This window comes from Luteococcus sp. H91 (genome assembly GCF_038433135.1).
Lineage (GTDB): Bacteria > Actinomycetota > Actinomycetes > Propionibacteriales > Propionibacteriaceae > Luteococcus.
Window position 1 is genome coordinate 1 of sequence record NZ_JBCDMV010000035.1, and the last position, 21147, is coordinate 21147.

At 67.0% G+C, this 21147-nt stretch carries 22 protein-coding genes and 1 other annotated feature; of the genes, 9 read left to right on the forward strand and 13 right to left on the reverse strand.

Features of this window, described 5'->3' with window-relative positions:
- Positions 1 to 288: 288 nt before the first annotated feature.
- The 4 genes from AAEX57_RS15150 to AAEX57_RS15165 all read right to left on the reverse strand — a co-directional run bounded on the left by AAEX57_RS15150 (position 289) and on the right by AAEX57_RS15165 (position 6874).
- Positions 289 to 1599 (reverse strand): tyrosine-type recombinase/integrase, encoded by a 1311-nt coding sequence (locus tag AAEX57_RS15150; protein WP_342093129.1) that lies wholly within the window; start codon positions 1597 to 1599, stop codon positions 289 to 291.
- 1015 nt (positions 1600 to 2614) lie between these two features.
- Positions 2615 to 3235 (reverse strand): hypothetical protein, encoded by a 621-nt coding sequence (locus tag AAEX57_RS15155; RefSeq protein WP_342093130.1) that lies wholly within the window; start codon positions 3233 to 3235, stop codon positions 2615 to 2617.
- Positions 3236 to 4934: 1699 nt separating this feature from the next.
- Complete coding sequence (locus AAEX57_RS15160; RefSeq protein ID WP_342093131.1) at positions 4935 to 5591, reverse strand: response regulator transcription factor; 657 nt, start codon at positions 5589 to 5591, stop codon at positions 4935 to 4937.
- Entirely contained in the window at positions 5588 to 6874 is a 1287-nt protein-coding gene (locus tag AAEX57_RS15165; protein WP_342093132.1) for a sensor histidine kinase, read from the reverse strand. The genes AAEX57_RS15160 and AAEX57_RS15165 overlap by 4 nt, the downstream gene beginning before the upstream one ends.
- Between AAEX57_RS15165 and AAEX57_RS15170 the strand changes: the two genes are divergently transcribed.
- Positions 6812 to 8158, forward strand: a complete 1347-nt coding sequence (locus tag AAEX57_RS15170; protein WP_342093133.1) for a serine hydrolase domain-containing protein — start codon at positions 6812 to 6814, stop codon at positions 8156 to 8158. The two genes, AAEX57_RS15165 and AAEX57_RS15170, sit on opposite strands and share 63 nt — an antisense overlap.
- Here AAEX57_RS15170 and AAEX57_RS15175 read toward each other — a convergent pair.
- From AAEX57_RS15175 to AAEX57_RS15185, 3 genes are read right to left on the reverse strand one after another with little or no spacing between them, the layout of a single operon-like run.
- The gene (locus tag AAEX57_RS15175) at positions 8120 to 8500 is read right to left on the reverse strand and encodes a hypothetical protein (RefSeq protein ID WP_342093134.1); all 381 of its coding nucleotides are present in this window, start codon (positions 8498 to 8500) and stop codon (positions 8120 to 8122) included. The genes AAEX57_RS15170 and AAEX57_RS15175 overlap by 39 nt on opposite strands.
- A 2-nt stretch (positions 8501 to 8502) precedes the next feature.
- Positions 8503 to 10434, reverse strand: coding sequence for an ABC transporter permease (locus tag AAEX57_RS15180; protein WP_342093135.1), 1932 nt, complete (start codon positions 10432 to 10434; stop codon positions 8503 to 8505).
- Positions 10431 to 11177 (reverse strand): ABC transporter ATP-binding protein, encoded by a 747-nt coding sequence (locus tag AAEX57_RS15185; protein WP_342093136.1) that lies wholly within the window; start codon positions 11175 to 11177, stop codon positions 10431 to 10433. The genes AAEX57_RS15180 and AAEX57_RS15185 overlap by 4 nt, the downstream gene beginning before the upstream one ends.
- 110 nt (positions 11178 to 11287) lie before the next feature.
- Here AAEX57_RS15185 and AAEX57_RS15190 point away from each other — a divergent pair, with 110 nt between their 5' ends.
- Together AAEX57_RS15190 and AAEX57_RS15195 are read left to right on the forward strand one after the other, a co-directional pair.
- A complete protein-coding gene (locus AAEX57_RS15190) occupies positions 11288 to 12535 on the forward strand; it encodes a sensor histidine kinase (RefSeq protein WP_342093137.1) in 1248 nt (415 codons plus the stop codon).
- A 4-nt stretch (positions 12536 to 12539) separates the two neighbouring features.
- Complete coding sequence (locus AAEX57_RS15195; RefSeq protein WP_342093138.1) at positions 12540 to 13211, forward strand: response regulator transcription factor; 672 nt, start codon at positions 12540 to 12542, stop codon at positions 13209 to 13211.
- A 13-nt stretch (positions 13212 to 13224) separates the two neighbouring features.
- Here the strand turns inward: AAEX57_RS15195 and AAEX57_RS15200 are convergent, their stop codons facing one another.
- Positions 13225 to 14130 carry an oxidoreductase gene (locus AAEX57_RS15200; protein WP_342093139.1) on the reverse strand — a complete coding sequence of 302 codons (906 nt, stop codon included), beginning with the start codon at positions 14128 to 14130 and terminating at the stop codon, positions 13225 to 13227.
- A 41-nt stretch (positions 14131 to 14171) separates the two neighbouring features.
- On the opposite strand from AAEX57_RS15200, the gene AAEX57_RS15205 reads away from it, so the two are divergent.
- From AAEX57_RS15205 to AAEX57_RS15225, 5 genes are all read left to right on the forward strand, one after another.
- A complete protein-coding gene (locus AAEX57_RS15205; protein ID WP_342093140.1) occupies positions 14172 to 14771 on the forward strand; it encodes a TetR/AcrR family transcriptional regulator in 600 nt (199 codons plus the stop codon).
- Entirely contained in the window at positions 14749 to 15975 is a 1227-nt protein-coding gene (locus AAEX57_RS15210; protein ID WP_342093141.1) for an acyltransferase family protein, read from the forward strand. Before AAEX57_RS15205 ends, AAEX57_RS15210 begins: the two co-directional genes overlap by 23 nt.
- 399 nt (positions 15976 to 16374) lie before the next feature.
- Positions 16375 to 16542: a hypothetical protein gene (locus AAEX57_RS15215; RefSeq protein ID WP_342093142.1), complete on the forward strand. Its 168-nt coding sequence runs from the start codon at positions 16375 to 16377 to the stop codon at positions 16540 to 16542.
- Positions 16542 to 17105 (forward strand): ArdC family protein, encoded by a 564-nt coding sequence (locus tag AAEX57_RS15220; protein WP_342093143.1) that lies wholly within the window; start codon positions 16542 to 16544, stop codon positions 17103 to 17105. Before AAEX57_RS15215 ends, AAEX57_RS15220 begins: the two co-directional genes overlap by 1 nt.
- 47 nt (positions 17106 to 17152) lie before the next feature.
- Complete coding sequence (locus tag AAEX57_RS15225; RefSeq protein WP_446721177.1) at positions 17153 to 17635, forward strand: hypothetical protein; 483 nt, start codon at positions 17153 to 17155, stop codon at positions 17633 to 17635.
- Positions 17636 to 17652: 17 nt separating this feature from the next.
- Here AAEX57_RS15225 and AAEX57_RS16290 read toward each other — a convergent pair whose 3' ends face one another.
- Positions 17653 to 18105, reverse strand: a complete 453-nt coding sequence (locus AAEX57_RS16290; RefSeq protein WP_446721178.1) for a DoxX family protein — start codon at positions 18103 to 18105, stop codon at positions 17653 to 17655.
- A gap of 83 nt (positions 18106 to 18188) precedes the next feature.
- Between AAEX57_RS16290 and AAEX57_RS15235 the strand changes: the two genes are divergently transcribed.
- Positions 18189 to 18740 carry a TetR/AcrR family transcriptional regulator gene (locus tag AAEX57_RS15235; RefSeq protein ID WP_342093145.1) on the forward strand — a complete coding sequence of 184 codons (552 nt, stop codon included), beginning with the start codon at positions 18189 to 18191 and terminating at the stop codon, positions 18738 to 18740.
- A gap of 110 nt (positions 18741 to 18850) precedes the next feature.
- On the opposite strand, the gene AAEX57_RS15240 is transcribed toward AAEX57_RS15235, so the two are convergent.
- The 4 genes from AAEX57_RS15240 to AAEX57_RS15255 all read right to left on the reverse strand — a co-directional run bounded on the left by AAEX57_RS15240 (position 18851) and on the right by AAEX57_RS15255 (position 21035).
- Positions 18851 to 19666 carry a hypothetical protein gene (locus tag AAEX57_RS15240; protein ID WP_342093146.1) on the reverse strand — a complete coding sequence of 272 codons (816 nt, stop codon included), beginning with the start codon at positions 19664 to 19666 and terminating at the stop codon, positions 18851 to 18853.
- A gap of 13 nt (positions 19667 to 19679) precedes the next feature.
- Positions 19680 to 20441, reverse strand: a complete 762-nt coding sequence (locus tag AAEX57_RS15245) for an IS3 family transposase (protein ID WP_342097805.1) — start codon at positions 20439 to 20441, stop codon at positions 19680 to 19682.
- Positions 20398 to 20634, reverse strand: a complete 237-nt coding sequence (locus AAEX57_RS15250) for a hypothetical protein (protein ID WP_342093148.1) — start codon at positions 20632 to 20634, stop codon at positions 20398 to 20400. Before AAEX57_RS15250 ends, AAEX57_RS15245 begins: the two co-directional genes overlap by 44 nt.
- Positions 20557 to 20678 (reverse strand) — a sequence feature (AL1L pseudoknot). It overlaps the preceding gene by 78 nt.
- Before the next feature lie 6 nt (positions 20679 to 20684).
- A complete protein-coding gene (locus AAEX57_RS15255) occupies positions 20685 to 21035 on the reverse strand; it encodes a transposase (protein ID WP_342093149.1) in 351 nt (116 codons plus the stop codon).
- Between the last annotated feature and the right edge of the window lie 112 nt (positions 21036 to 21147).

Consider the following 21147-nt stretch of genomic DNA (forward strand, 5'->3'; position numbering starts at 1 on the left):
TACGCTTGTTCACCTGGGAAGTGCTCCTTCAACCACGCTGATACAGACCTAGACAATCGGTATCTTCGCAGGTCAGAGGGCACTTCCCTCCTTCACGTCCAGCCACCCCCGTGAAATCTCCGGGCTAGCTCCTGAGACTCTTGGAGTCAGGGTGTTGGCTTAGCGGCCCAGCAAGCTCAGCTGCCCCTGCGTACAGCTGACGCTACTGGAACCGAATCGCAGTCTGAGCTGCGGAGTGCCCGCGCGAATCGCGCCTCAGAAGGAATCAGGCGCCCACAGATCCCCAGCTCAACCTGAACGGCCCATGCCCGCAGCAACAGCAGGAGGCGCCGAGGGATCGCCATGTCCTGAGGCACCCCTTGGAGCCTCCCCCGCAGACTCAGCCAACCACGCGAGCCTCCTCGCCAGCTGCTGATCCCGCTCAGCGCTCGCGTGCTGGTACCGCATCGCCATCTGGGCCGTCGTGTGGCCCATTCGTGCCATCAACTCTGCCGTCGTCGCACCGTTCTGCGCCGCCAGGGTCGCTGCGGTGTGCCGCAGGTCGTGGAAGGTCAGGTCGTAGCGGCCCATCACGTCCCGGGCCTTCTCGAATGCACACCGAAGCGCCTTCTCGCTCATCGGGCCGCTCCCCCGTCCGGGGAAGAAGAAGGCCGACGGGTCGCCGACGTCCACTTGCCAGAGCCACTCCCGCATCATCGGCAGCAGGTGCGGCGGCACGGCCACGTTCCGCACGGCAGCTGGGGTTTTGGGCGGGCCGATGATGACCCGTCCCTTCACTCGGGTCACGCCCTGGCGCACGAAGATCCAGCCCTCGTCCACGTCGACGTCGCGAACCCTCAGCGCCCGCACCTCCCCCGACCGCAGCCCGCACCACCCCGCGATCAGCACCGGCAGCGCCGAACGCAACGGCAGCTCGGTCGCCACCCGTCCCAGTTGCTCAACGGTGGCCGGTTGCATCAGCCGCGTCGTCTTGCGCTTGCCCGCAGACCTCAACCGGCACGGATTCGACGAGATCAACTCCTCGGCCACGCACGCAGTCAGGATCGACTTCAGCAACGCATAGGCGTGCTGACGCTGCGTCGGCTTGTCGGCATCCAGCGAGTCGAACCAGGCCCGCACCTGCCGTGGCGTGATCTCGTCCACCTTCATATGCCCGAAGGCCGGCACCAGCAGCCGGTCCAGGATCCCGGTGTACAGCTCACGCGTCTTGGGCGTCAGGTCGCGACGCTCGATCTCCGTCCTAGCCACCGGCTCGAACTCCAACACGAGCTCCGCCACCGGAGCCGTCACCTTCGCCGGCGGTTCCCACTCACCTCGGCTGATCGTCCGCTCCACCTGCGCCAACCAGCCCTCGGCATCGATCCGCGCCACGAACGTCCGCGGCGCGTTGTACAACTGCCCGTCTGGCCCCAGGTACCGCGCCCGGAACTTGCCCGACGGCAGCTTCGTCAGCCTGCCGAAGTCACGCCGCGGCGCCCGACGCTGCACTCCCCCTGCGTTCCCCCGCTGCGACTTCGTGTTGCCCCTCGGCCGAGTCGCGTTCCCCCGAGTGTCCTCGCCTGCGTTCCCCCGCCGCATCGATGTGGTCGTCCTGGCCATGGCAGCCTCATTTCGTGTCTCTTGCGTGTCTTACGAATGCCCACACAAGGCCACTTCTGCCCCTTCGTGCCCACCTCACCCCGAACAAAGTTCAAGGCGTTCCCCCTAGTCAACCTAGGGGAAACGCCTTGTCATCGATCTTCGCGAAACCGTCGGGGCGACAGGACTCGAACCAAAGGACTTCACCCGCGTTCCCCCAGTTGACTAGGCGTTTCCCTTTGACTCTTGGGGAATCGCCGCGCTCCGTGGGACATACGTGGGACTTGGGTTCGAGTCTCTCACGGCGTCATGGGTGGGGGCGGGGTCTGCGTCTCGCGACCACGGCTGTTGATCCGAGGAAGGTGGGGACCTGCCAGTCCGACCGAAAGGTCATGATGCACTGCTGGGCACGCACCCGATTCCGGGGTGCGGCGAGCGACCACGCTTCGGCTGTTGTGGCCAGGCACTTCACCAAGTGGTTGATGTTGCCCCGCATCGACTTGCTCGGCGCTGGCTCGAAGCCAGCAGGGCCAGCACACGCCAAGAGCGTGACAGCGTCCTGCAGGTGTCTCGTCGGGTTCACGCTCGGGACCTGGTGGGCAGCTCCCTTCAGCGACAGAGCGGATGCGAGGTCTGGGAGGCGGATACTGCTCCCGCCGCGAAGCTCGTAACCAATGGTGCGCTTGAGTGCGGAGCCAGATCCGGGGACCTTGACCAGTTCTCGTCCGAGGTATCGAGGCGACCAAGACTGCCGATCAGGAACCATCAGGTCGACAGTCTCACCATCGCGCAGAAAGCGATGGAACGGGGCGGCCGCATCGACCGACTCGTGGGGCGTGAAGCCGAGCCCCACCAACGCAGCGGCGTGCGTGGCATAGGTGGAGGTTTGCAACTCCACGACGATGTCGGCATCATCAGTGGGCCGCACATGCGTGATCCCGGCCAGATGCGCGTGGCAGTGCCCCATCAACCCGCCAACCAGAACCCAACCGGCCGATCCAGCGGCGTCGCGAGCTCCGCCAGCAGAGCGAAGGGGTCAGAGCGCACGGGCAGCCTCCTCCAGTGCCCGCGCGGCTGCTGCCGATTCGCGGGAATCGCCCAGCACATAGGTGTCGACCATCTGGCGGGCCCAGCGGTCGTCACGCACCCGCTCCAGGACGACCAGATCCCCATCAGGATCCGCGAGCACTGGCTGTGTCGCCTCAAAGCGGCCCAGGTCGTCCACCTGCGCAAACCGCATCCACGACTCCCCCGCCACCATCCCCAAGGACGACGCGGCAACCACGCTCGGACCGATCGGTTGAACGACCACCTCGCCGAGGCCGCGGTACCGCGCCCACGTGCCGATCCAGGCCGATGACGCCATTTGCTGCGCGCTCATGCCTCGCAGCGCTGCCCGAAGCCTGGAGCGTTCGGACGACGCGATGGAAGCGGCTGAGCCACCTGACAGCAGGTCAAGGGCGGCCTGCCGGATCCGGGGTGACCACTTGCGGCCCCGGCAGGTGGTCCGGAGCCACGCCTGGACAGCCAGATCATCCGTCGTCGATTGACGGCCAACCACCCGAGCCAGACCGAGACTGCCATCTGCCAGGGCCCGCTGCACGGTGCGCGGACTCACGCCCGCGATGCGCGCGGCCTCAGCTACGGTGACCTCCATACACATAACGTCGCATGAGCGACGCATTGTGTCAAGAAGGAGTCATGACCCTCCCGAACAGACCTTCGTCGACCTGATCGCCCGACCCCAGCTCGAAGGCCCGCCCGACGAGGCCACCGCAGCGGTCAAGGCGCTGGCGGCGCACATAGACCCCGAAACTGCCTTGCGTAATGCAAACCGGCGCGCGGAAACCCTCGCCCGGGCCGTCGAGGAGGCGCTGCCATGACCACCCCAGACAACACACCCCACTGGCACCCCGTGCCCGGACCACATGTCCTTGACCGCCATTCACAAGCACCGTGAGGTCCGAGGCCACCGATATCCTCGAACAAAGACGAAACCCCGGCGATGTGGCAAGCCAGTGATCGTTCCGGGGTCTTCACCTACGACTCTACCACCCCGGCGAATCGAGCACCATGGACAGCGTGAGCAACGAAACCACTGCGACCCTGCTCACCCACGAGCGCCTCGCCACCTACCTCAAGGCGTCAAACGATGACCTGACCGCGGCCCTCCAGCTCTACAACTGGAACATCGACGTGACAACGGCCGCCCTTGCCATGACCGCCATGGTCGAGATCCCTCTGCGAAATATCCTCGATCATCAACTGACCTGCTGGGCTCACAGGCGAGGATCCCAGAGTTGGTTCGATCTGGCACCACTCGACACACAAGGTCGCCGAGACCTGGCCAAGGCCACTCAACGAGCAGGCGCCGGACGCCGCCAACCAACCCCATGGCCGCATCGTCGCCGAGCTCTCCTTCGGCTTCTGGCGCTTCCTGCTCAGCCGACGCTATCTGACCACTCTGTGGATCCCGGCCCTCCAGAACGCCTTCCCCAACACGGACCTGGACGCCAACAGTCTCCAACGGTCCATCGAGAACGACGTCCAGCAGCTTCACTTCCTTCGCAACAGGGCCGCGCACCATGAGCCCCTACTGCGGCGTGATCTCCACGACGACCTCGACCGAGCTCGCCGCGTCATGACCTGCATCAGCCCGGTTGCCCGCAGCTGGCTGGACGAACGCCAACTGGTCAGCGACGTGGTGGCGAAACGCCCCAATCCACCTCCCATCTGAGACCGCCCTTGCGCAACGAACGTCCTGGCAGACATCATGACCACATTGAGCGGCTGGGCAAGGTCCCACCGCGACTACTCCGACAGCCTCGCATCCTCTGGATGCGAGGCTGTTTGCTCCTTACCCGGCAGGCCCAGCATCGTAGAGACCCCACGCCCGTTCACCGACCACAGTCACAACCCCCGTGGCTGCGCCGGGAGGCAAACCCGCCGAGATCGCCCAACTCGCAATCCAGATCCCCAGAGCGAAGCAACCAGTGTTCGATGCGCTGGAGGTCCTGGCATGGCCGCCGAGGACGAAACGTTCCGCCGACTGCAGTCCCTGACCCGCTCGACGGCAGCCAAGCAGCAAACCCACCCAGGAATTGTTGACCCGGCACCTGGTGGAGTCCTTCCTGCACCGCCTCACCCCCCACTCTGGGGCCGAAGCATCTCCCGCGCAGCCCGCGGCACCATGCCCGCGCACGACGGATGGTTGGTGACCTTCGCCTCGTCACCGCTGGTGGGCGGCGCGTTGCCGACGCCCCCCTAGATCGCCGTATTCGTCGGATGGTTGGCTGCAACCGGTCTGCTTGCCGCCTACTCCTGGCACGGGGACGCATGACGCTGACCCCCAACACTCAATGCTGGCCGCACCCCGCCTGGTACCCCACGAGTGCGGCCTGCACCCGGTTCGCGACTCCCAGCTCGTCGAACAAGGCACGCAGGTACTGCTTGATCGTGCCTTCGCTGAGGTGCAGTGTCCGAGCAATCTCGGCATTGCTGGCGCCGGTGGCAAGCTGCGCCAAGAGGTCCTGCTGGCGGGGGCTGAGACTCCGTGCTCGCTCAGCAGCCTTGCGACGTTCTTGCAGTTCACGCAACCGGCCGCCGGAGATCAGCCACCCTGCGACGCGCGGGGAGAAGACCGCACCACCGTCGGCCAGGGCATGCACCTGACGGATCAGGTCCTGCGGCGCATCGGACTTCAGCAGGAAGCCTTGGGCGCCGGTCGCGATGGCCTCCTCGAGTAGGTCCTCCTGGCGGAAAGTGGTCAGCATGGCCACGGGTGCACGGTTGTGGATGCGCTCCAACTCATGCAGGGTCGCCATGCCGTCCAGCCCGGGCATCCGGATGTCGAGCAGCACCACGTCGACGGCATGGGCGGTCAGCTCACGCACCAGACTTCCCCCGTCGCCGCACGAGACGACCACCTCGAGGGACGGGTCGTGACGCAGAAGCGCAACGATCCCCTCACGCACGAGGGCATCATCATCGGCCAGGGCAATGCGAATGCTCACCGTGCCTCCACATCGGTTGGCCTGTGACAGGGCAGGAACAGGTCCAGCACGAACAACTCGTCGCAGCTGACCGCCAGACGTCCACCCGCCATCTCCACCCGTTGGCGCATGCGGCGAAGACCAGTTCCCGCGCCGGGCCTGCCTCCCACGGTGGTCCGGTTCTGGATGCGCACGCCAATCTGGTCCGCCTCGTCTCGCACGAGCACGCGCACCGGTTCTCCCGGAGCATGGCGACCGGCATTGGCCAGGGCCTCGGCCAGCACTCCCGCCACCAGGGAACGATCATCGGGCGTGGCGCCCTCCAGCTGGTTGCCCTCCCAGGCCACCTGGATCCCCGCAGCCCGGGCCGGCTGGAGCACCTCCTCGATCGTCAGCGGCTGTCGCGATTCGTCGGGTTCGAGCACGCTGACCAGGTCTCCCACGCTGTCGAGGATGGCAGCGAGGTCTGAGCGGAGCCGGGCGACTTCATCGGCCAACGGGTCGTCCTCGAGGAGCAAGCCCAGCCCTCCGAGTCGCAGGACGGCGTGGTTCAGCCGGTGCCCGATACCGTCGTGCAGCTCTTCGGCTAGCCGGATCTGCTGGTTCAGCAGCGCCTCCCTGATGTGTGCGGCGCGTTGCTCCTGCTCCACACGCAACAGCTCTTGGGCACGCCGTCCCTCCTCGCGTTGGAAGTGGAGCGCTGCGCGCCACCCGACCACAGCGGCTACGACCATCAGCAAGGCCGCCGCCACGAGCGTCGAGTTGACAGCACCTGCCGCGTGCTGCGGGTAGGCCATCGCCCCCACCACCGCCGCGACTGGGAGCCCGATGGCGGCTGCGGCCGCCGCCCCTGGGCGCCACCGTCGATGATCGGTGGCCAGGACGAGCGCCATCAGCGCCACCGGTACCGCGAACCACCACAGCGAACCCAAGCCCACGGCAAGGGCGCTCGCGCAGCCGAGGGCAGCTCCAGCAAGCGAAGCGCGCGCCATTCCCGTGTCCATGACGACGATGTTAGGCACCCTCTCGTCCCCGACACCGCTCACTTTGGTGAAGTCTTGTCCCCATCTTCCGGCAATGACGTCAGCGAGGTCGGCATCCGTAGCGTCGCCACCATGACACGACGCACCACCCGCGGTCTCCTGGTTCTTCTCCTTCTGACTCTTGCCCTCGGCGTCCCGGCGAGCCTTCGACACGAACCGGCGCAGCCCGTCACGACGGTCGAGGAGTACCTCGGGGCGATGACCACCACGGGCGTGCCGGGAGTCTCCGCGAACCTTGTCCAGCACGGTGACGTCCTGCACCAGGCCTCCAGCGGCTCCCTAGCACCGGGAACCGTGGTCCCCGTGGCCTCCCTGACCAAGGCCTTCACCGCCACCGCGGTACTCCAACTAGCCGAACGTGGCAGATTGCGGCTCGACGAGCCGGTGGCCAGCCACCTGCCCTGGTTCGAGCTCGACGACGACCGGGCCGCGAGGATCACCATCCGTCAGGTCCTCAACCAGTCCAGCGGATTGACCGATGCCACCCTGGGCTTCAACCAGTACTCAGTCACACCCGCGAGCCCACGTCAGGCCGTCGAACTGCTCTCCCGAAGCCACCTGGCTTACGATCCCGGCACGTCCTGGGACTACTGCAATGTGAACTACTGGATCGCCGAGGCCCTGGTGGAGGAGGTCTCAGGCACACCCTTGCCCGACTACCTGCAGAACGAAGTCCTCGAGCCGCTGGGCATGCGCTCCACCGTCCTGCTAGACCACACGGGAGACTCTTCCCCGACCATCGGCCCTACTGCCCGCAGTCACTCCTACGTCTTCGGCAGAGCCGTCCCGACCCGAACCCCGCGGACATTCGCCGGTGGGGCCGGCGGACTGTGGACCACCCAGGAGGACCTGGCGCGGTGGGCCCTGTTCCAGCAGGGCCACGGGCCGCATGTGGGCGAGGTTCTCAGCCGAGCCTCGATTCGTGAAATGCATCGTCGGCAGAGCCCGCTGCAGCAGTACCCGGTGGGCTACGCGCTTGGGTGGTGGCACGGCGAACCGGCCGACGGTGGGGTGGTGCGCACCTCACACAGCGGGACCGGAGCGGGACACAGCGCCTACATAGGCCTGTTCCCCGATGATGTCGCCATCACCGTGGTGGTCAATGCCGCTGGCCCGCGGGCCGATGACATCGCCAATGACCTGTATGCCATCCACCACGGCGAGCAGCGGTCGCCGCTGGGCGCACCCTCGCCCGTGATGGACAGCAGCATCGCCGCGGCCGCCCTCCTGACCTCCACGGGATGCGTCGTGGGCATCCGTCGACGGCTCAAGGGTGAGTTTTCCCACCAGTGGCGTGGTCACGCAGTGGCGGTGGTGTGCCTGACGACCTTCCTGCTCGTGGTGCTCACGCCCGCCCTGGGCACCAGGCTCGTCGGCCGCCAGTCCAACTGGGCCTTGCTGTTCACGATGGCTCCAGCCCCTGTGGCCGGCATCTGGCTGATCGCACTGGCATGCCTGGGGATGGTCCTCTCACATGTTCAGAGGGCGGCAACCGGCCCAGCGCGGTCAATCCACCGGCGCCGGGACACCGTTCACCGTGACTGACGTTCCTGCCGGAACGACCACTGTGTAGCTGCCTTCGCACATGCCGATGTAGCCCTTGTTGCACGGTGAGCCGAGCTCGAGTTCGGCGCCGGTCAAGGTCCAGGCGGGAGTGGTGGCCTGCTTGCCGGCTGATGTGGTCGTGACGCTGACCGAGACCTCACCGGAGGGGCCGGCGACGACGTCGACGGGCATGTTGGCATTCGAGTTGTGCACCTTGAGCTTCGTTGACTGGAAGTCGAAGTGGGTCTGTTCGGTGTGTTCGGTGCTGGAGCACCCGGCGAGGAGGCCGGCGGCGAGCAGGGCGAAGGCGGTGGTTGAGGCCGACTTGCGAACAATGTTCATGGCTATTCCTTGGTGGTGAGGTCGTGGACGGGCGGGTTGGAGGTGGCCTTGCGCGCTGTTGCCCAGACTGTGGTGCAGGCGAGGGATGCGACGAAAAGTGCCATGCCTGCCAGCAGGGCCCAGGGAATGGCGATGACGGGGCTGCCGAAGGCCTTGGCGCTGGATGTCCAGAGACCGACGAGCGCGAGGATCGAGACAACGGAGCCCAGGAACATCCCGATGGCGATGGTGGTGAGGGTCTCGAGGACCGTGATGAGCGTCACCTGGGAGCGCGTCAGGCCCGTGAGACGGTCGACGGCGAATTCGCTGCGTCGTTGCATGGTGGCGATGGCGAGTGTGCTGAGGAGACTGATCAGCGCATAGACCGATCCAACCCCGACCAAGGCGCCCATGACGGCTCGGTTCTCGTCATCCTTGGTGGCATTGTGTACTGCCAGTCGTTCGGCGTGCGTGTTGACCTGTCCGAGCTTCAAGGCCTCGACGGCCGATCTGACCTGGGCGACTGAGGCGCCCGGCTCAAGCGTGACAAGGACGGTGGAGGGAGCTTTCGCCAGAAGGTCGGCAGGGACGGCGGCCAGTGGGATGTAGGCCGTGTCGGTGGCTGCCAGCCCTTCGCCGGTGCGGGCAGCGACGCTGAATAGGTGCGAAGTTCCCGCCACCGTGAGGGTGGCAGAACCGGTGCGCCCCTCAGCCATCGCGTTCTCGACACCGGGGCCGATGACGATGCTGCTGTCATCAAAGGCCGCGAGGTCCCCGTGGACTGGACGGTAGGGGTGCATGGTGGGAAAGCGCTCTGGGTGGAGCGCCCAGATCGGCCCGGTCAGTTTCCTCCTGTTCTTGCCTTGGCCGAGGGTGATGGTGGCGGGCACCTGCACCTGGATGTCGGCGCTGGCGACACCCTCCACCGCCGCGATGCGCCGGGTGGGATCGCCCGTGGTCGTGACCAACAGGTCTGCGCGCGTGGTCGCGACGAGTTCCCGGGTTCCGGTGGCGGTCTGGGTGTCGAGCAAGCCCTGCAGACCTGCCACGAGACTGACCAGCACGATGAGTGGCGCCGCGACCTGGGCAGTACGTCGGGCGTCGTCACGCACCTTGGCGAGGGCCAGCTGCCCGAGGGGACCGCGCGCCAGTTTCTGGATGAGAGTGGCCGTGGCGGGAACCAGGACGGGCGCGAATTGGCTCGCTGTGACGCTGCCGGTTGCCACAATTCCCAGCCCCATCACCAGGGGGCCGAGGAACCCGCCCATGGTCAGCGACGCCGCCAGCTGCGCGACTGTCGCCAGGGCGGCAATCCCGCCCCAGATCCATCGTGATCGCGGTAGGAGGCGAGCCTCCTCACCCCGGGCGCCAAGGCCATCCAGAGGCGTGACCCGGGTGGCGCGCCTGCTGGCCGCAGCCGCACCGCCGACCGCGACGCCGATGCCGACCAGGGCGTCGAAGGCGAGGTGCACGGGCTGCCAGCCAACGACCACATCGGCTGGCATGACGCCCATCCGGACATAGAGGCCGCGCTGCACCATGGCCAGCAGCATCCCCAGTACGGCACCGACCACCGTACCCGCCATCCCCAGGACGAGAGCCTCGGCCAGCAACATGCGGCGCAGCTGGGCACGTTTGACGCCCACGAGCCGCAGCAGTGCGAGTTCGCGACGCCGCTCGGTGACTGCAAAGTCGATGGTTGACCGCACGACGAAGACGGTGAGGAAGATCCCCAGCATGCTGGCAATCCCGTTGAGCGTATTCGTGCCGTTGAGTCGCGTGAGGTAGGCGGCCCGATCCGCGGCGTCCAAACCGGCCGGTGGACGGGCCGAGGCGATGGTTGTGGCGATCGCCAGGCCCGAGTGGACGAGGCCAACCCCCAGAGCGATCGCACACAATGTTCCGGCCAGCAGGTGCCACCGGTCACGCAGCACACGCCACATCAACTGGGTCATGCCACAGCCTCCATGGCGGCCAGCTCGGCCGCGATCGCACCAGCATCGCCACCAGCACGTTCGTTGACGACCTGACCATCGCGCATGAAGACCACCCGATCGGCACGGGCCGCGGCCGACGGGTCATGGGTCACCATCAGCACCGTCTGCCCCCGCTCGTCCACCAGATGCCTCATCAGCTCCAGCACGGTGGCGGCCGCAACACTGTCCAGCGCACCGGTGGGCTCGTCGGCGAACAGCACCGCCGGACGTGTCACCACGGCCCGGGCGATCGCCACGCGCTGCTGCTGCCCACCCGACAATTCCCGCGGGCGATGTCGAACACGATCGCCCAGCCCCAGGTCTGTCAGGGCCTGACGCGCCGCCTGCCGATCACGTCCTCCGGCCAGCGCCAGTGGCAGCGCGACGTTCTGCTCAGCCGTCAGGGCCTGCACCAGGTTGAAACCCTGGAAGATGAAACCGATGGTCGTGCGACGCAGTTCAGTGAGTTGGTTGTCCGACAGGCCCGACAGGTCTCGCCCTGCCAGCAGCACCTGCCCGCTGGTGGGCGAGTCGAGACCAGCCGCGCAATTGAGCAGGGTGGACTTGCCCGATCCCGAAGGGCCCATGACTGCAGTCCATGATCCGGCGGTGCAATCCATCGACACGGCGCGCAGCGCATGCACGGGGTTGGTTGGCTTGCCGTAGGTGCGACTCACGTCACGCAAGCTCAGGACGGTCTCAGCGGCGGGTGTGTGGTTCATGCCCTCAAGTCCACTGCGAACCATCGACACAATCACTGGAGCCAGACACCGAGTTGTCGGTATGGCCAGCCATACCGACAACACCTCGGCATCCGCCTAGCATGACCAGCATGCGACTCCTCGGCGGGCCCGACTCCCCACCAACTGGACGAGCCGTCGCCGACCTGACTGCTGCCGCGGTGGCCTCTGCGGTCACGTGGGCCAGTCTCGGGGTTAGCAGCCTGCCGCTCATACTCGGCCTCGGCCGCCTGGCCCAGGGCCACCTCGTCGCCGGAGCGATCCAGGTCATTCTTGGCATGGCATTCGTGGGTGCGCTGGCAGTCCTCGTGGCACGCCCCCTCGCAACGGCAACGCTGCGTCGTACGGGGCGCAGGACCACGCGCACCGGCTGGTGGGATGGGCGCTCCTTGGCCTGGCTTGCCGTCACGCTGACCATCCGCTCATCCGTCGCTGCCACCGCTGGCCTGACCATCATTGGAGCCCTTGTCGCAATGGTGTCGCCAGCCCTCGCCCACAACGGCGACCGCGTGGACATCGGCCCCTGGCACATCGATGCCCTGCCCAGCGCGATCGGGGCGGCCCTCTGCGGCGCCGTCCTTCTGGCAGCGGTCTCGCTCCTGGCACCGGCAGTCGCCACCGCCGACCAGCACCTGATGGATGCCGTGCTCATCGGCGATCGCGACCGCCTCGAGTCGCAACTCGAACACACCAGCAGCTCGCGAACACGGCTGGTCAACGCGTTCGACCTCGAACGGCGCCGCATCGAACGCGACCTGCACGACGGGATCCAACCCGAACTGCTCGGGATCTCCATGACGCTGGGCATCGCCCTGACGACCATGGGCGAGCACGATCCAGCCCGACACCTCGTCGCCACAGCACAACAACAATCCCTCGACACCCTGGAGGACCTGCGCCGTTTCGTCCGCGGCATCCACCCCCAAGTACTCGACGATCACGGCCTGACCGCCGCATTGGCGGAACTGGCAGCAACCCTGCCGCTAATCGTCCACATCGACGACGAGCTCCGAGATCGCCTCGATGCCGGAACCGAGGCAGCCCTCTACTACGCCGGCGCTGAGCTGCTCACCAACGCCGCGAAACACGCCCAAGCCGTCGAGTGCCGGGTCACCCTGCGCACGCGCACCCACGAAGCGCCGGCACAGACAGCAGAGCGCTGGCTGGAGGTGACCGTCACCGACGATGGGCACGGTGGCGCGGACCCTCGAGGGCGCGGCCTCACCGGCGTCCAAGATCGCATGGAGGCCCTGGGTGGACGACTTCACATCAGCTCCCCCATCGGCGGCCCCACAGCCATCACACTCACGATCCCCCAAGAAAACCCCCGACCACGGTGACCCCATGACCGCACAAAATCTCCACGACCGCGCCGTTGTCCTCGCCGAAGACAACGCCCTGCTCCGGGAAGGACTCAAGGCCATCCTTGCCACCGGCGGCTGGCACGTGGTGCACGCCGTCGACAAGGCCGACGACATCGCCGATGCCATCACACGCCACACCCCCGACATCCTGATCACCGACGTGCGCATGCCCCCGCACCTCGGCGCCGACGGCCTCCGCGCGGCAGCCGCCGCACGCAAGGCCCATCCCCGGCTGCCAGTCATGGTCCTCAGCCAGTATGTGGAGCGCTCCTATGTCTCCCAGCTCGTGGACTCCAGCTCCCAGGCCGGCTTCGGCTACCTGCTCAAGGACCGCGTCGCCCACGTGCACGACTTCCTGGGCAGCATCAGCCGCGTCCACGCAGGTGGCAGCGCCATCGACCCACTGGTCGTCTCCCAGCTCATCCAGCACGCATCCAGCCCTCTGAAGCGCCTCACGGCGCGCGAGCTCGACGTCCTCGCCCTCATCGCGGAGGGCCTGTCGAACCAGGCCATCGCCAACCGACTGTTCGTCTCCGAACCCGCGGTCGTCAAACACGTCGGCAACATCCTCACCAAGCTGGACCTGCCCCCGGACGGAAACCAGAACAGACGGGTCATGGCCGTGCTGGCCTACCTCAACCACAACCCATGACGCCCACCTTGAATCAGTCCAGGTAGGCCACTTGGGTCCACTCCTCGCTCCGCTGCCAGAGGTCCGCGGCCAGCGCGACATCCAGGGCGGCAGGCGACGGCTGGACACGAACGGCTGGGCCGTGCAGCTCTCCCCAACCTCTGGGCCCGTAGTAGTCCCCACTGGCAGCCGTCGGGTCCGTGGCGGCCCGCAGTGCGGGCTCGGCGCCACGGGCCGCGCTCTGCCCCACGAGCCGGTCGATCACGGCCCGAAGCCCGCGTTTGCCGCCGGGGTTCGTGGCGCTCTGGCCGGGATGGGCCGCAACCGCCAGCATCGGGAAGCCGTGCGCCGCGAGCCGCCGGGCCAGCTCCTGGGTGAACAACAGGTTGGCCAGCTTGCTGCGCCCATAGGCGCGCATCGGCTTGTACCCCTCGCCGGACCGAACGTCGTCGAAGGACAACCCGGGCATCTTGTGACCATTGCTCGCCATCGTGACGATCCGCCCCGCGGGAGCAGCCTCGATCAGCGGCAGCAGGTGCCCGGTCAGGGCGAAGTGGCCCAGATGGTTGATGCCGAAATGGCGCTCGAAGCCCTGCGCGGTGACTCCGTAGGGCAGCATCATCACTCCGGCATTGTTGACCAGCAGGTCGATCGGCCTGCCCTGCCCGACCAGCCTCGAACCGCACTCCTCCACCGAAGCCAGGTCACCCAGGTCCAGGTACTCGACCTCGATGCGAACGCGTGGGAACTCGCGTGACAGCTCGGCCGCCGTGGCTGCGGCGCGCTCGGCCTGGTTGCCCAGCATCGTCAGGTCACATCCGTGCGCGACCAGTTGCCGTGCGATCTCAAGCCCCAAGCCATGGTCCGCACCGGTCACGACAGCGTGCCGCCCGGGCATGTCGGGCATCTCAGAGATGCCCCATTCGCTATTTTCAGTCATGTGCATGATAATAACAGGGTCACTTGACCAAAGGAGGACGGATGCCGAAGATCGTGGACCACGAGGAGCGCCGCCGGCTGCTGGCTCGGGCCGTCGTCGAGGTGGCCGATCGACGCGGGCTGGAGAACGCCAGCCTGCGGGCCGTCGCCCAGCACGCGGGGATGTCGATGGGTGCCGTCCAGCACTACTTCGACGACCGCGAGGCGATGCTCGAGTTCGTCCTCGACTACACGCAACAGCAGCGCACCGCACGCATCCAGCAGGCCGTGCGGGCACTGCCCGTCCCCAGCCCACACGCCATGCTGACCGCCATGGTGGACGAGATCCTCACCGTCGACGAGACCAACCAGACCTTCGAACGCGTCAACTCGATGTTCGTCGATCGAGCACGACGACACCCAGCCACCGCCGAGCGACTCGGACAGGGGCGCGCCGAGGTGATCCGCCTGCTCACCGGGCTCCTCCAGTGCCACCAGGGCGACCCTGCCCTGGCGGCAGAAATCCTCTGGGCCCTCCTCGAGAGCCTGCCCACCGCCATCACCCTGGGACAGCACACGATCGACAGCGCCCGCGACGTGGCCCACACCTACCTAAGCACCATCACGAGAGAGACCCCCGATGACCCTTCACCAACCCGCTGAGGCCCCGTCGCCCGCGGGCACCCGCATCCACGGCCTCGACGCCGTGCGAGGCGGCGCCCTGCTGCTCGGCATCGTCATCCATGCCCTCATGCCCTACGTCAAGGGCATGCCCTGGCTGGTCCCCGACAGCCAGACCGCCGTCTGGCCGTTCACCATCATCTCCGGCATCCACTTCTTCCGGATGACCCTCTTCCTGCTGATGGCCGGCTACTTCGGCCACATGATGCGTGAACGCCGCGGCACCCGCGGCTACCTCAAGGACCGGCTCAAGCGCATCACCCTGCCCCTGTTCGTCTTCTGGCCCATCGCCGTCCTTCCCCTGGGACTACTCGCCGCCTGGCACGCGCAACGCGCCGGGTTGCCCCTCGAGCGCCCCGACGTCAGCGGCGCCAGCAAGTTCGACCTCGGACACCTCTGGTTCCTGTGGGTGCTCACCCAGTGCATCCTGCTCGCCCTGGCCGTCCGCTGGGCCTTCACCCGAATCTCACCGCGCGCCAGCGCAGCCACCGCCCGACGCCTGGCACGCTGGCTCAGCGCCCCCGGCGGCGTCCTGCTCGCAGCACTCCCCTACGCCATCACCACCAACCTGCAACGCGACCTGTCCGGCATCGTCGCCCCCACCACCCTGCTGCCCGGGCCCGTCCCCCTGATCGCCTACCTCGGTGCACTGGGCGTGGGCTGGTTGCTCTCGTGCGACGCCGACTCCCTCCAACGACTGGCTCGACTGGCCTGGTGGAACACCGCGCTGGCCTCCACCACCATGTTCGGCGCACTGATGGGCACCCACGTGCTGCCCATCGACCCGAACCTCCCAGACTGGCTGTCGTTGACCCTGATGGCACTGGCCGGCTGGAGTACCTGCTACGCCCTGCTCGGGCTGGCCGTGCGACACCTCACCACCGAGCGTCCCTGGGTGCGCTACCTCGCCGATGCCTCGTACTGGATGTACCTGATGCACCTGGTGCTGCTGACCTTCTTCCAGGTGCTGTTGGCGCCACTGGACTGGCCAATCCTGGTCAAGGTAGGCCTGAACATCGGGGCCACCACAGTGATCCTGCTCGCGACCTACCACCTGTTCGTCCGCTCGACGGCGCTGGGCGGCTGGCTCAACGGACGACGAGCCCAGCCCCATACCCCAACGGCGCAGGCTGCACAGGCTTCTCGACGCCCATTTGATCGAACAGACCACCCAGGTGCGGTGTGATCGCCCCTCACCCTTACCTGACACTGCGGTGGGAAAGCTGGGCACCACAACACAACCAGAAACCTCGCCATCGCTCCCGGAACGTCCCCTGCCAGCGGCGAAGGTTATCCACCATTCGTTGGCGACGTCGTCAGCCCTCGAGCGGCTGACATCAATCGCGATGGCGATAGGCGCGGCCTTCACGAACGATGCCAATGCAGGCGCTGTCGGCGACGGGTGAAGAATGAGCAGGAATCGACGGGCGGACACTGAGCAGTCGGGAGGAACCTGTCCGGGGTGATCACCGTGAAGGATCGGGCCGAGATCCGTCGGGTGCACCGTTCTGAGGGACTCTTGAGGGCCAAAGTCGCACCACAAGCTAGCGGGCGCCACCAGCGGACGCGAGCTGGCTTGAGTGGCATGACCACTCATCCAGACGAACTGAGCACCGACCGTCCCCTCATCATCGAACAGCTGCTCCTCCAGGCCGACGACCTCAGCGCCGCCGGCGCACCCGACGACCATGTCGACGATCTCCTCCACGCTGCCCTGGACCTGCTCACCGACCAGACGCAGGCGGTGCGGTGATGGCACGCCGACCACCCAGCGAAGCCCAGAAGGCAGAGCGAGCCGAGCAACTCGAGCACCTGCACGCGCAGATCGCCGACAAGGTCGCCGACCTCACCAGCTCCGAGCAGTGGCAGGCCTGGCTGCGCGTCGCCAGCTGCTTCCACCAGTACAGCTTCAACAACACCATCCTGATCTGGACCCAACGCCCCGACGCCACCCTCGTCGCCGGCTACACCACCTGGCAGAAGAGCTTCCACCGCCAGGTCACCCGCGGCGAACACGGCATCCGCATCCTCGCGCCCGTCACCCGCCGCGTCCCCAAGACCAAGCCCGACGGAACACCCGTGCTCGATGACAAGCGGAAACCGGTGATGGCCACCCAGATCGTCGGGGTCAAACCCACCAGCGTCTTCGACATCAGCCAAACCACCGGCGAGCCCGTCCCCGAACCGCCCTGCACACCGGCCAGGCACCCGACGGCCTCTGGCGAGCCCTCGCAAACCTGGTCAGCGAGCAGGGCTTCCGCCTGGAGCGGGACGACTGCCACGGTGCGAACGGATACACCGACTACACCACCCTAACCGTCAAGGTCCGCGACGACGTCGACGACACCCAAGCTGTCAAGACGTTGGCTCACGAACTCGGCCACGTCCTGCTCCACCAGCCCACCACCGACGCAGATCCGGTCTGTCGGGGCAGTCGCGAGGTCGAAGCCGAATCCGTCGCCTACCTCATCACCGCAGCCCACGGTCTCGACAGCAGCCAGTACACCTTCACCTGCGTCGCCGGCTGGGCCGAACAAGCCCTCCCCCACCACAAGGAAGGCACCACCATCGCAGACGTCATCCGCGACACTGGCGCACGGGTACTCAAGACCGCGCACCAGATCCTCGATGCCACCGCCGCACCAGACAACACCCAGCCCGTTGCCCAAGCCCTGGCAGAGACGATCGACCGCAACGTCGCTGCGGACCGCACGGCGCTGCTGCCCGAGGAGGCCGGCTCCCCGGTGGCACTCCAGGCAGCGGCCATCGCCAGATCCGCCCACAAGGTGGAGACGTCGCGGTCATCCGTCGGTCGTCTGGTCAGCCCTGCAGCCCCACGCCGCTGACTGGGAGGGCAGCCATCTCAAGCCCCCGCAACGAGCATCGCCGCGCCAAGGTAGACCAACTGCACGACGGTTCTGCGCACGAGTGGCGTCGAGGGAGCCGGCGCCGGCAGCCGGGCCCGCGCCGCGTGGACGTTGGCGGGAAAGACCAGGACGAGCAGCAGGGCCAGACAGCCTGCAGCGATCGAACGCCACGGGCCGATGCTCGTGGGGATCAGCAGGCCCAAGGCCCCGACGATCTCGGTCACCCCAGTGAGGGTCACCAACAGTTCAGGCCTCGGCAGCCCAGACGGGACGATGGCGACCAGCCCGGCTCGTCGCCTGGGCACGAAGTGACTCACGCCGGTCATGAGAAACATCGCGGCGAGCCCGACAGCGACCGGAGCTGGCCAAGGCCGGGCATACCCACAACCCAACAGACTCGCGCAGGCCATCCCTGCGGACACGATCACGAGCATGACGAGTGGGGCCATCGGGACTCCAAAACTAGACAGCGGCAAGATTTCTCGAGAGTCAATCTAGTCACTGTCCAGATTGCCTGTCTATGATTCGTTGGGTGAACGACAAATATCATCACGGTGACTTGCGGCGGGCACTCCTTGACGCGGCCCCGGCACTCATCGCAGAGGTCGGCCCCAGCGGAGCCTCGCTGCGCGAACTTGCCCGGCGCACTGGCGTCTCGCACGCTGCCCCGACGCATCACTTCGGCGATCGCCAGGGCCTGCTCACCGCTCTGGCCACCGAGGGACTCCACATGCTCACGACCGCGCTGCGTGAGGCCACCCAGACCTCCTTCGACGAGGCAGCCATCGCCTACGTGCGCTTCGCCCGCACGCACCCGGCCCACTATGCAGTCATGCACCGGCCGGAGCTCCTTGACCTCGCTGACCCCGACCTGGCTGCGGCCAGCCACCAAGCTCGCCGCGCCCTCGCAGACGGCGTGGCCACCCTCCCCCCAAAACGGCTGACCCACGTCAACGCAGACGAGGCCGCCACCGCGGCCTGGGCCTTGGTCCACGGTATGGCGTCACTGGCGGACGAGGGCCTGGTCGACGACCACCGGCTCGAGGAACTCACCCGCAAGGCCGCCCACCAACTGTTCGGCTGAACGCCCGGGGGGACGACCGGGAACGGGGCCAAGTGCACGGTTGCCTTCGCCGGCACTGCCGTGCCCACCCAGTACCGACAACAGTGGACAAGGCCCCGCCGCGGATAAGCTCACACCGGTCTGGACGAGACCAAAGATCTTGAGCGAGGCACATCCGGGACGGCGCGAGCTCTGCCCGCTGGCACCGTCGTCGGCGCCGCAGCAGGATTCATCATGAAGTAGCTCGACTGCAGGGCCCGGTCGGCACCTCGCACCGTCGCGCGACCCGCCGCGGCCAGCTTCGCCAGCACTGGTTCCGGGACGGTCACGTTCGCGCGGCCCTCGAGGCGCTCGAGCTTGAGCCAAGCGACCTGCAGCTCTGAGCCGTTGGGTGGCAGTGCAGCTGCCAGCATCGGGGCAACGAGCTCGGCTGGCGCTTTCAACGCACCGGGATGGACAGGCTGGTTGCTGACGGCGGCGACATGCCGCGTCACGCTCAGGGCCGTGACCGCAGCATCCCAGGACCGCGACTCACCTCCACCAACGGGCACGTCACGGCTGGCGCGCATGAGCCGGGTGGTGGCAGCCATCAGCTCCGGGTCGACCCGCTCCCCCGGCGACATCAGCTTGGCCCACTGCCGATGATGCTCACCCCACGCCCGCAAACTCTTGGCCAGCGCCGGCTTGATCGCATCGCGGTAGTCCACGAGCGCTTCGCTGCTCCGCCCCGCCTGGGCTTGGGCGATCGCGTCCACCGCGACCAGCACAGAGCCCGCGCCCCGGGCCGTCACCAACTGCGTCATCACCGACGGCTGCTGAGCACAGCGATCCACAACACGCGCCCACTCCATCACCGCCGCACTGAACTCACTACCGACATCCGGACGATGCGTTCCCGCTGTCTGGCCATGCAGGGCCGCATCCAGGCCCAGCTCGACCGCGCGCACAGCGCCCAGCAGCTCAGCATCCCCCGCCCTGGCTGAACCGTCCCGGCATGTCCGGAGACTTGGTTTGGTGGCTCAGGCGGTGAGCCTGGGTCGATGGTAGTGCAGGTCTTCGGCCTGCATCGGGCTCAGGTCGTCGAGTGCCTCGTGGGGACGGATGGTGTTGTAGAAGTCGACCCAGCGCAGTGTCGAGCTCGACGTGCTCGACACTGCGCCAGGGGCCCTCGGTGCGGATCAACTCGGCCTTGAACAGCCCGATCGTGGACTCAGCCAGGGCATTGTCGTAGGGGTCGTGGTTCGACCCGACCGACGGATCGACCCCGGCCTCGACCAACCGCTGGGTGACGGCAAAACTGACGTACTGCGACCCGGCATCGGTGTGGTGGACCAGCCCCGTGAAGCTGGTGATGCCTTGCTGCTTGCGCGACCACAGGGCCTGCTCCAACGCGTCAAGGACCAGGTCGGTGGTCATACGGGTAGCGGCGCGCCAGCCCACGATCTGGCGGCTGAACACGTCGATCACGAACGCGACATAGACCATTCCCGACCACGTCGGGACATAGGAGAAGTCCGCGACCCACAACCGGTTCGGCCGAGCAGCCCAGAACCCGCGGTCCACCAGGTCAGCCGGCCGCGGTGCCCCATCCGAGGGCATGGACTTGAACCTGCGCCGACGCGTTGCGCCCTGCCAGCCCTGGGCGCGGTAGAGCCGTTCGATGGTGCAGCGGGCCACGTCATGGCCTTGCGAGCGCAGAAAGATCCACATCTTGCGCGGCACCGAAGCGGGTCAGGAACCGATTGGCTTCGCGCAGCTGGCGCATCAGCTCGACCAGCTGCTGGTCCCGACGAGCCCTGGCCGACGAGCGGCGTTGGCGGGCCTCGTAGTAGGTGCTCGGGGCGACCTGACAGCCGTGCTCACGCAAGACCTTGCAGATCGGCTCGACCCCGAACCGGTCACGCTGGGCATCCACGAAATCGACTAGTACCTGCCGGGGCGGTCGAGCTCCGCGATGCTCCTATGTCAAGCGGCGGCAGGCAATGAAACGATGTCTGCGTCTTGGCAGCTGTCAGATTGTGCTGTCTCGTCTCGTTTGAGGGCCGTGTAGACGCTGTCGGATAGTCGCCGTCGCAGGAGTCGGAAGGCAGCTGTTCGGTCCTTGCCTCTGGTCTTTTGCTTTTCGAGATAGTCCTTGCCGGGACCGACCCCGCGGGCTTGGGTCACGGCGATCATGTGCAGGGCGTAGTTCATTTGACGATTGCCGCCCCGGTTGAGTCTGACCTTGCCGGCGGAGGATCCTGACCAGACGGGCACTGGGGCGGTTCCGGTGAAGCGGGCGAAGGCATCCTTGTTGTTGGGGGCAGGGACGTTCATGACAGTGCGCGGTTTGACGTAAAGGGAGGACCCCCGCTGGGCTGTGGCTTGTCGAAGGTCACATCTCAACAACGGAGGTCCTCATGCCCCACTCTAAGGCCCGGCTCAATGT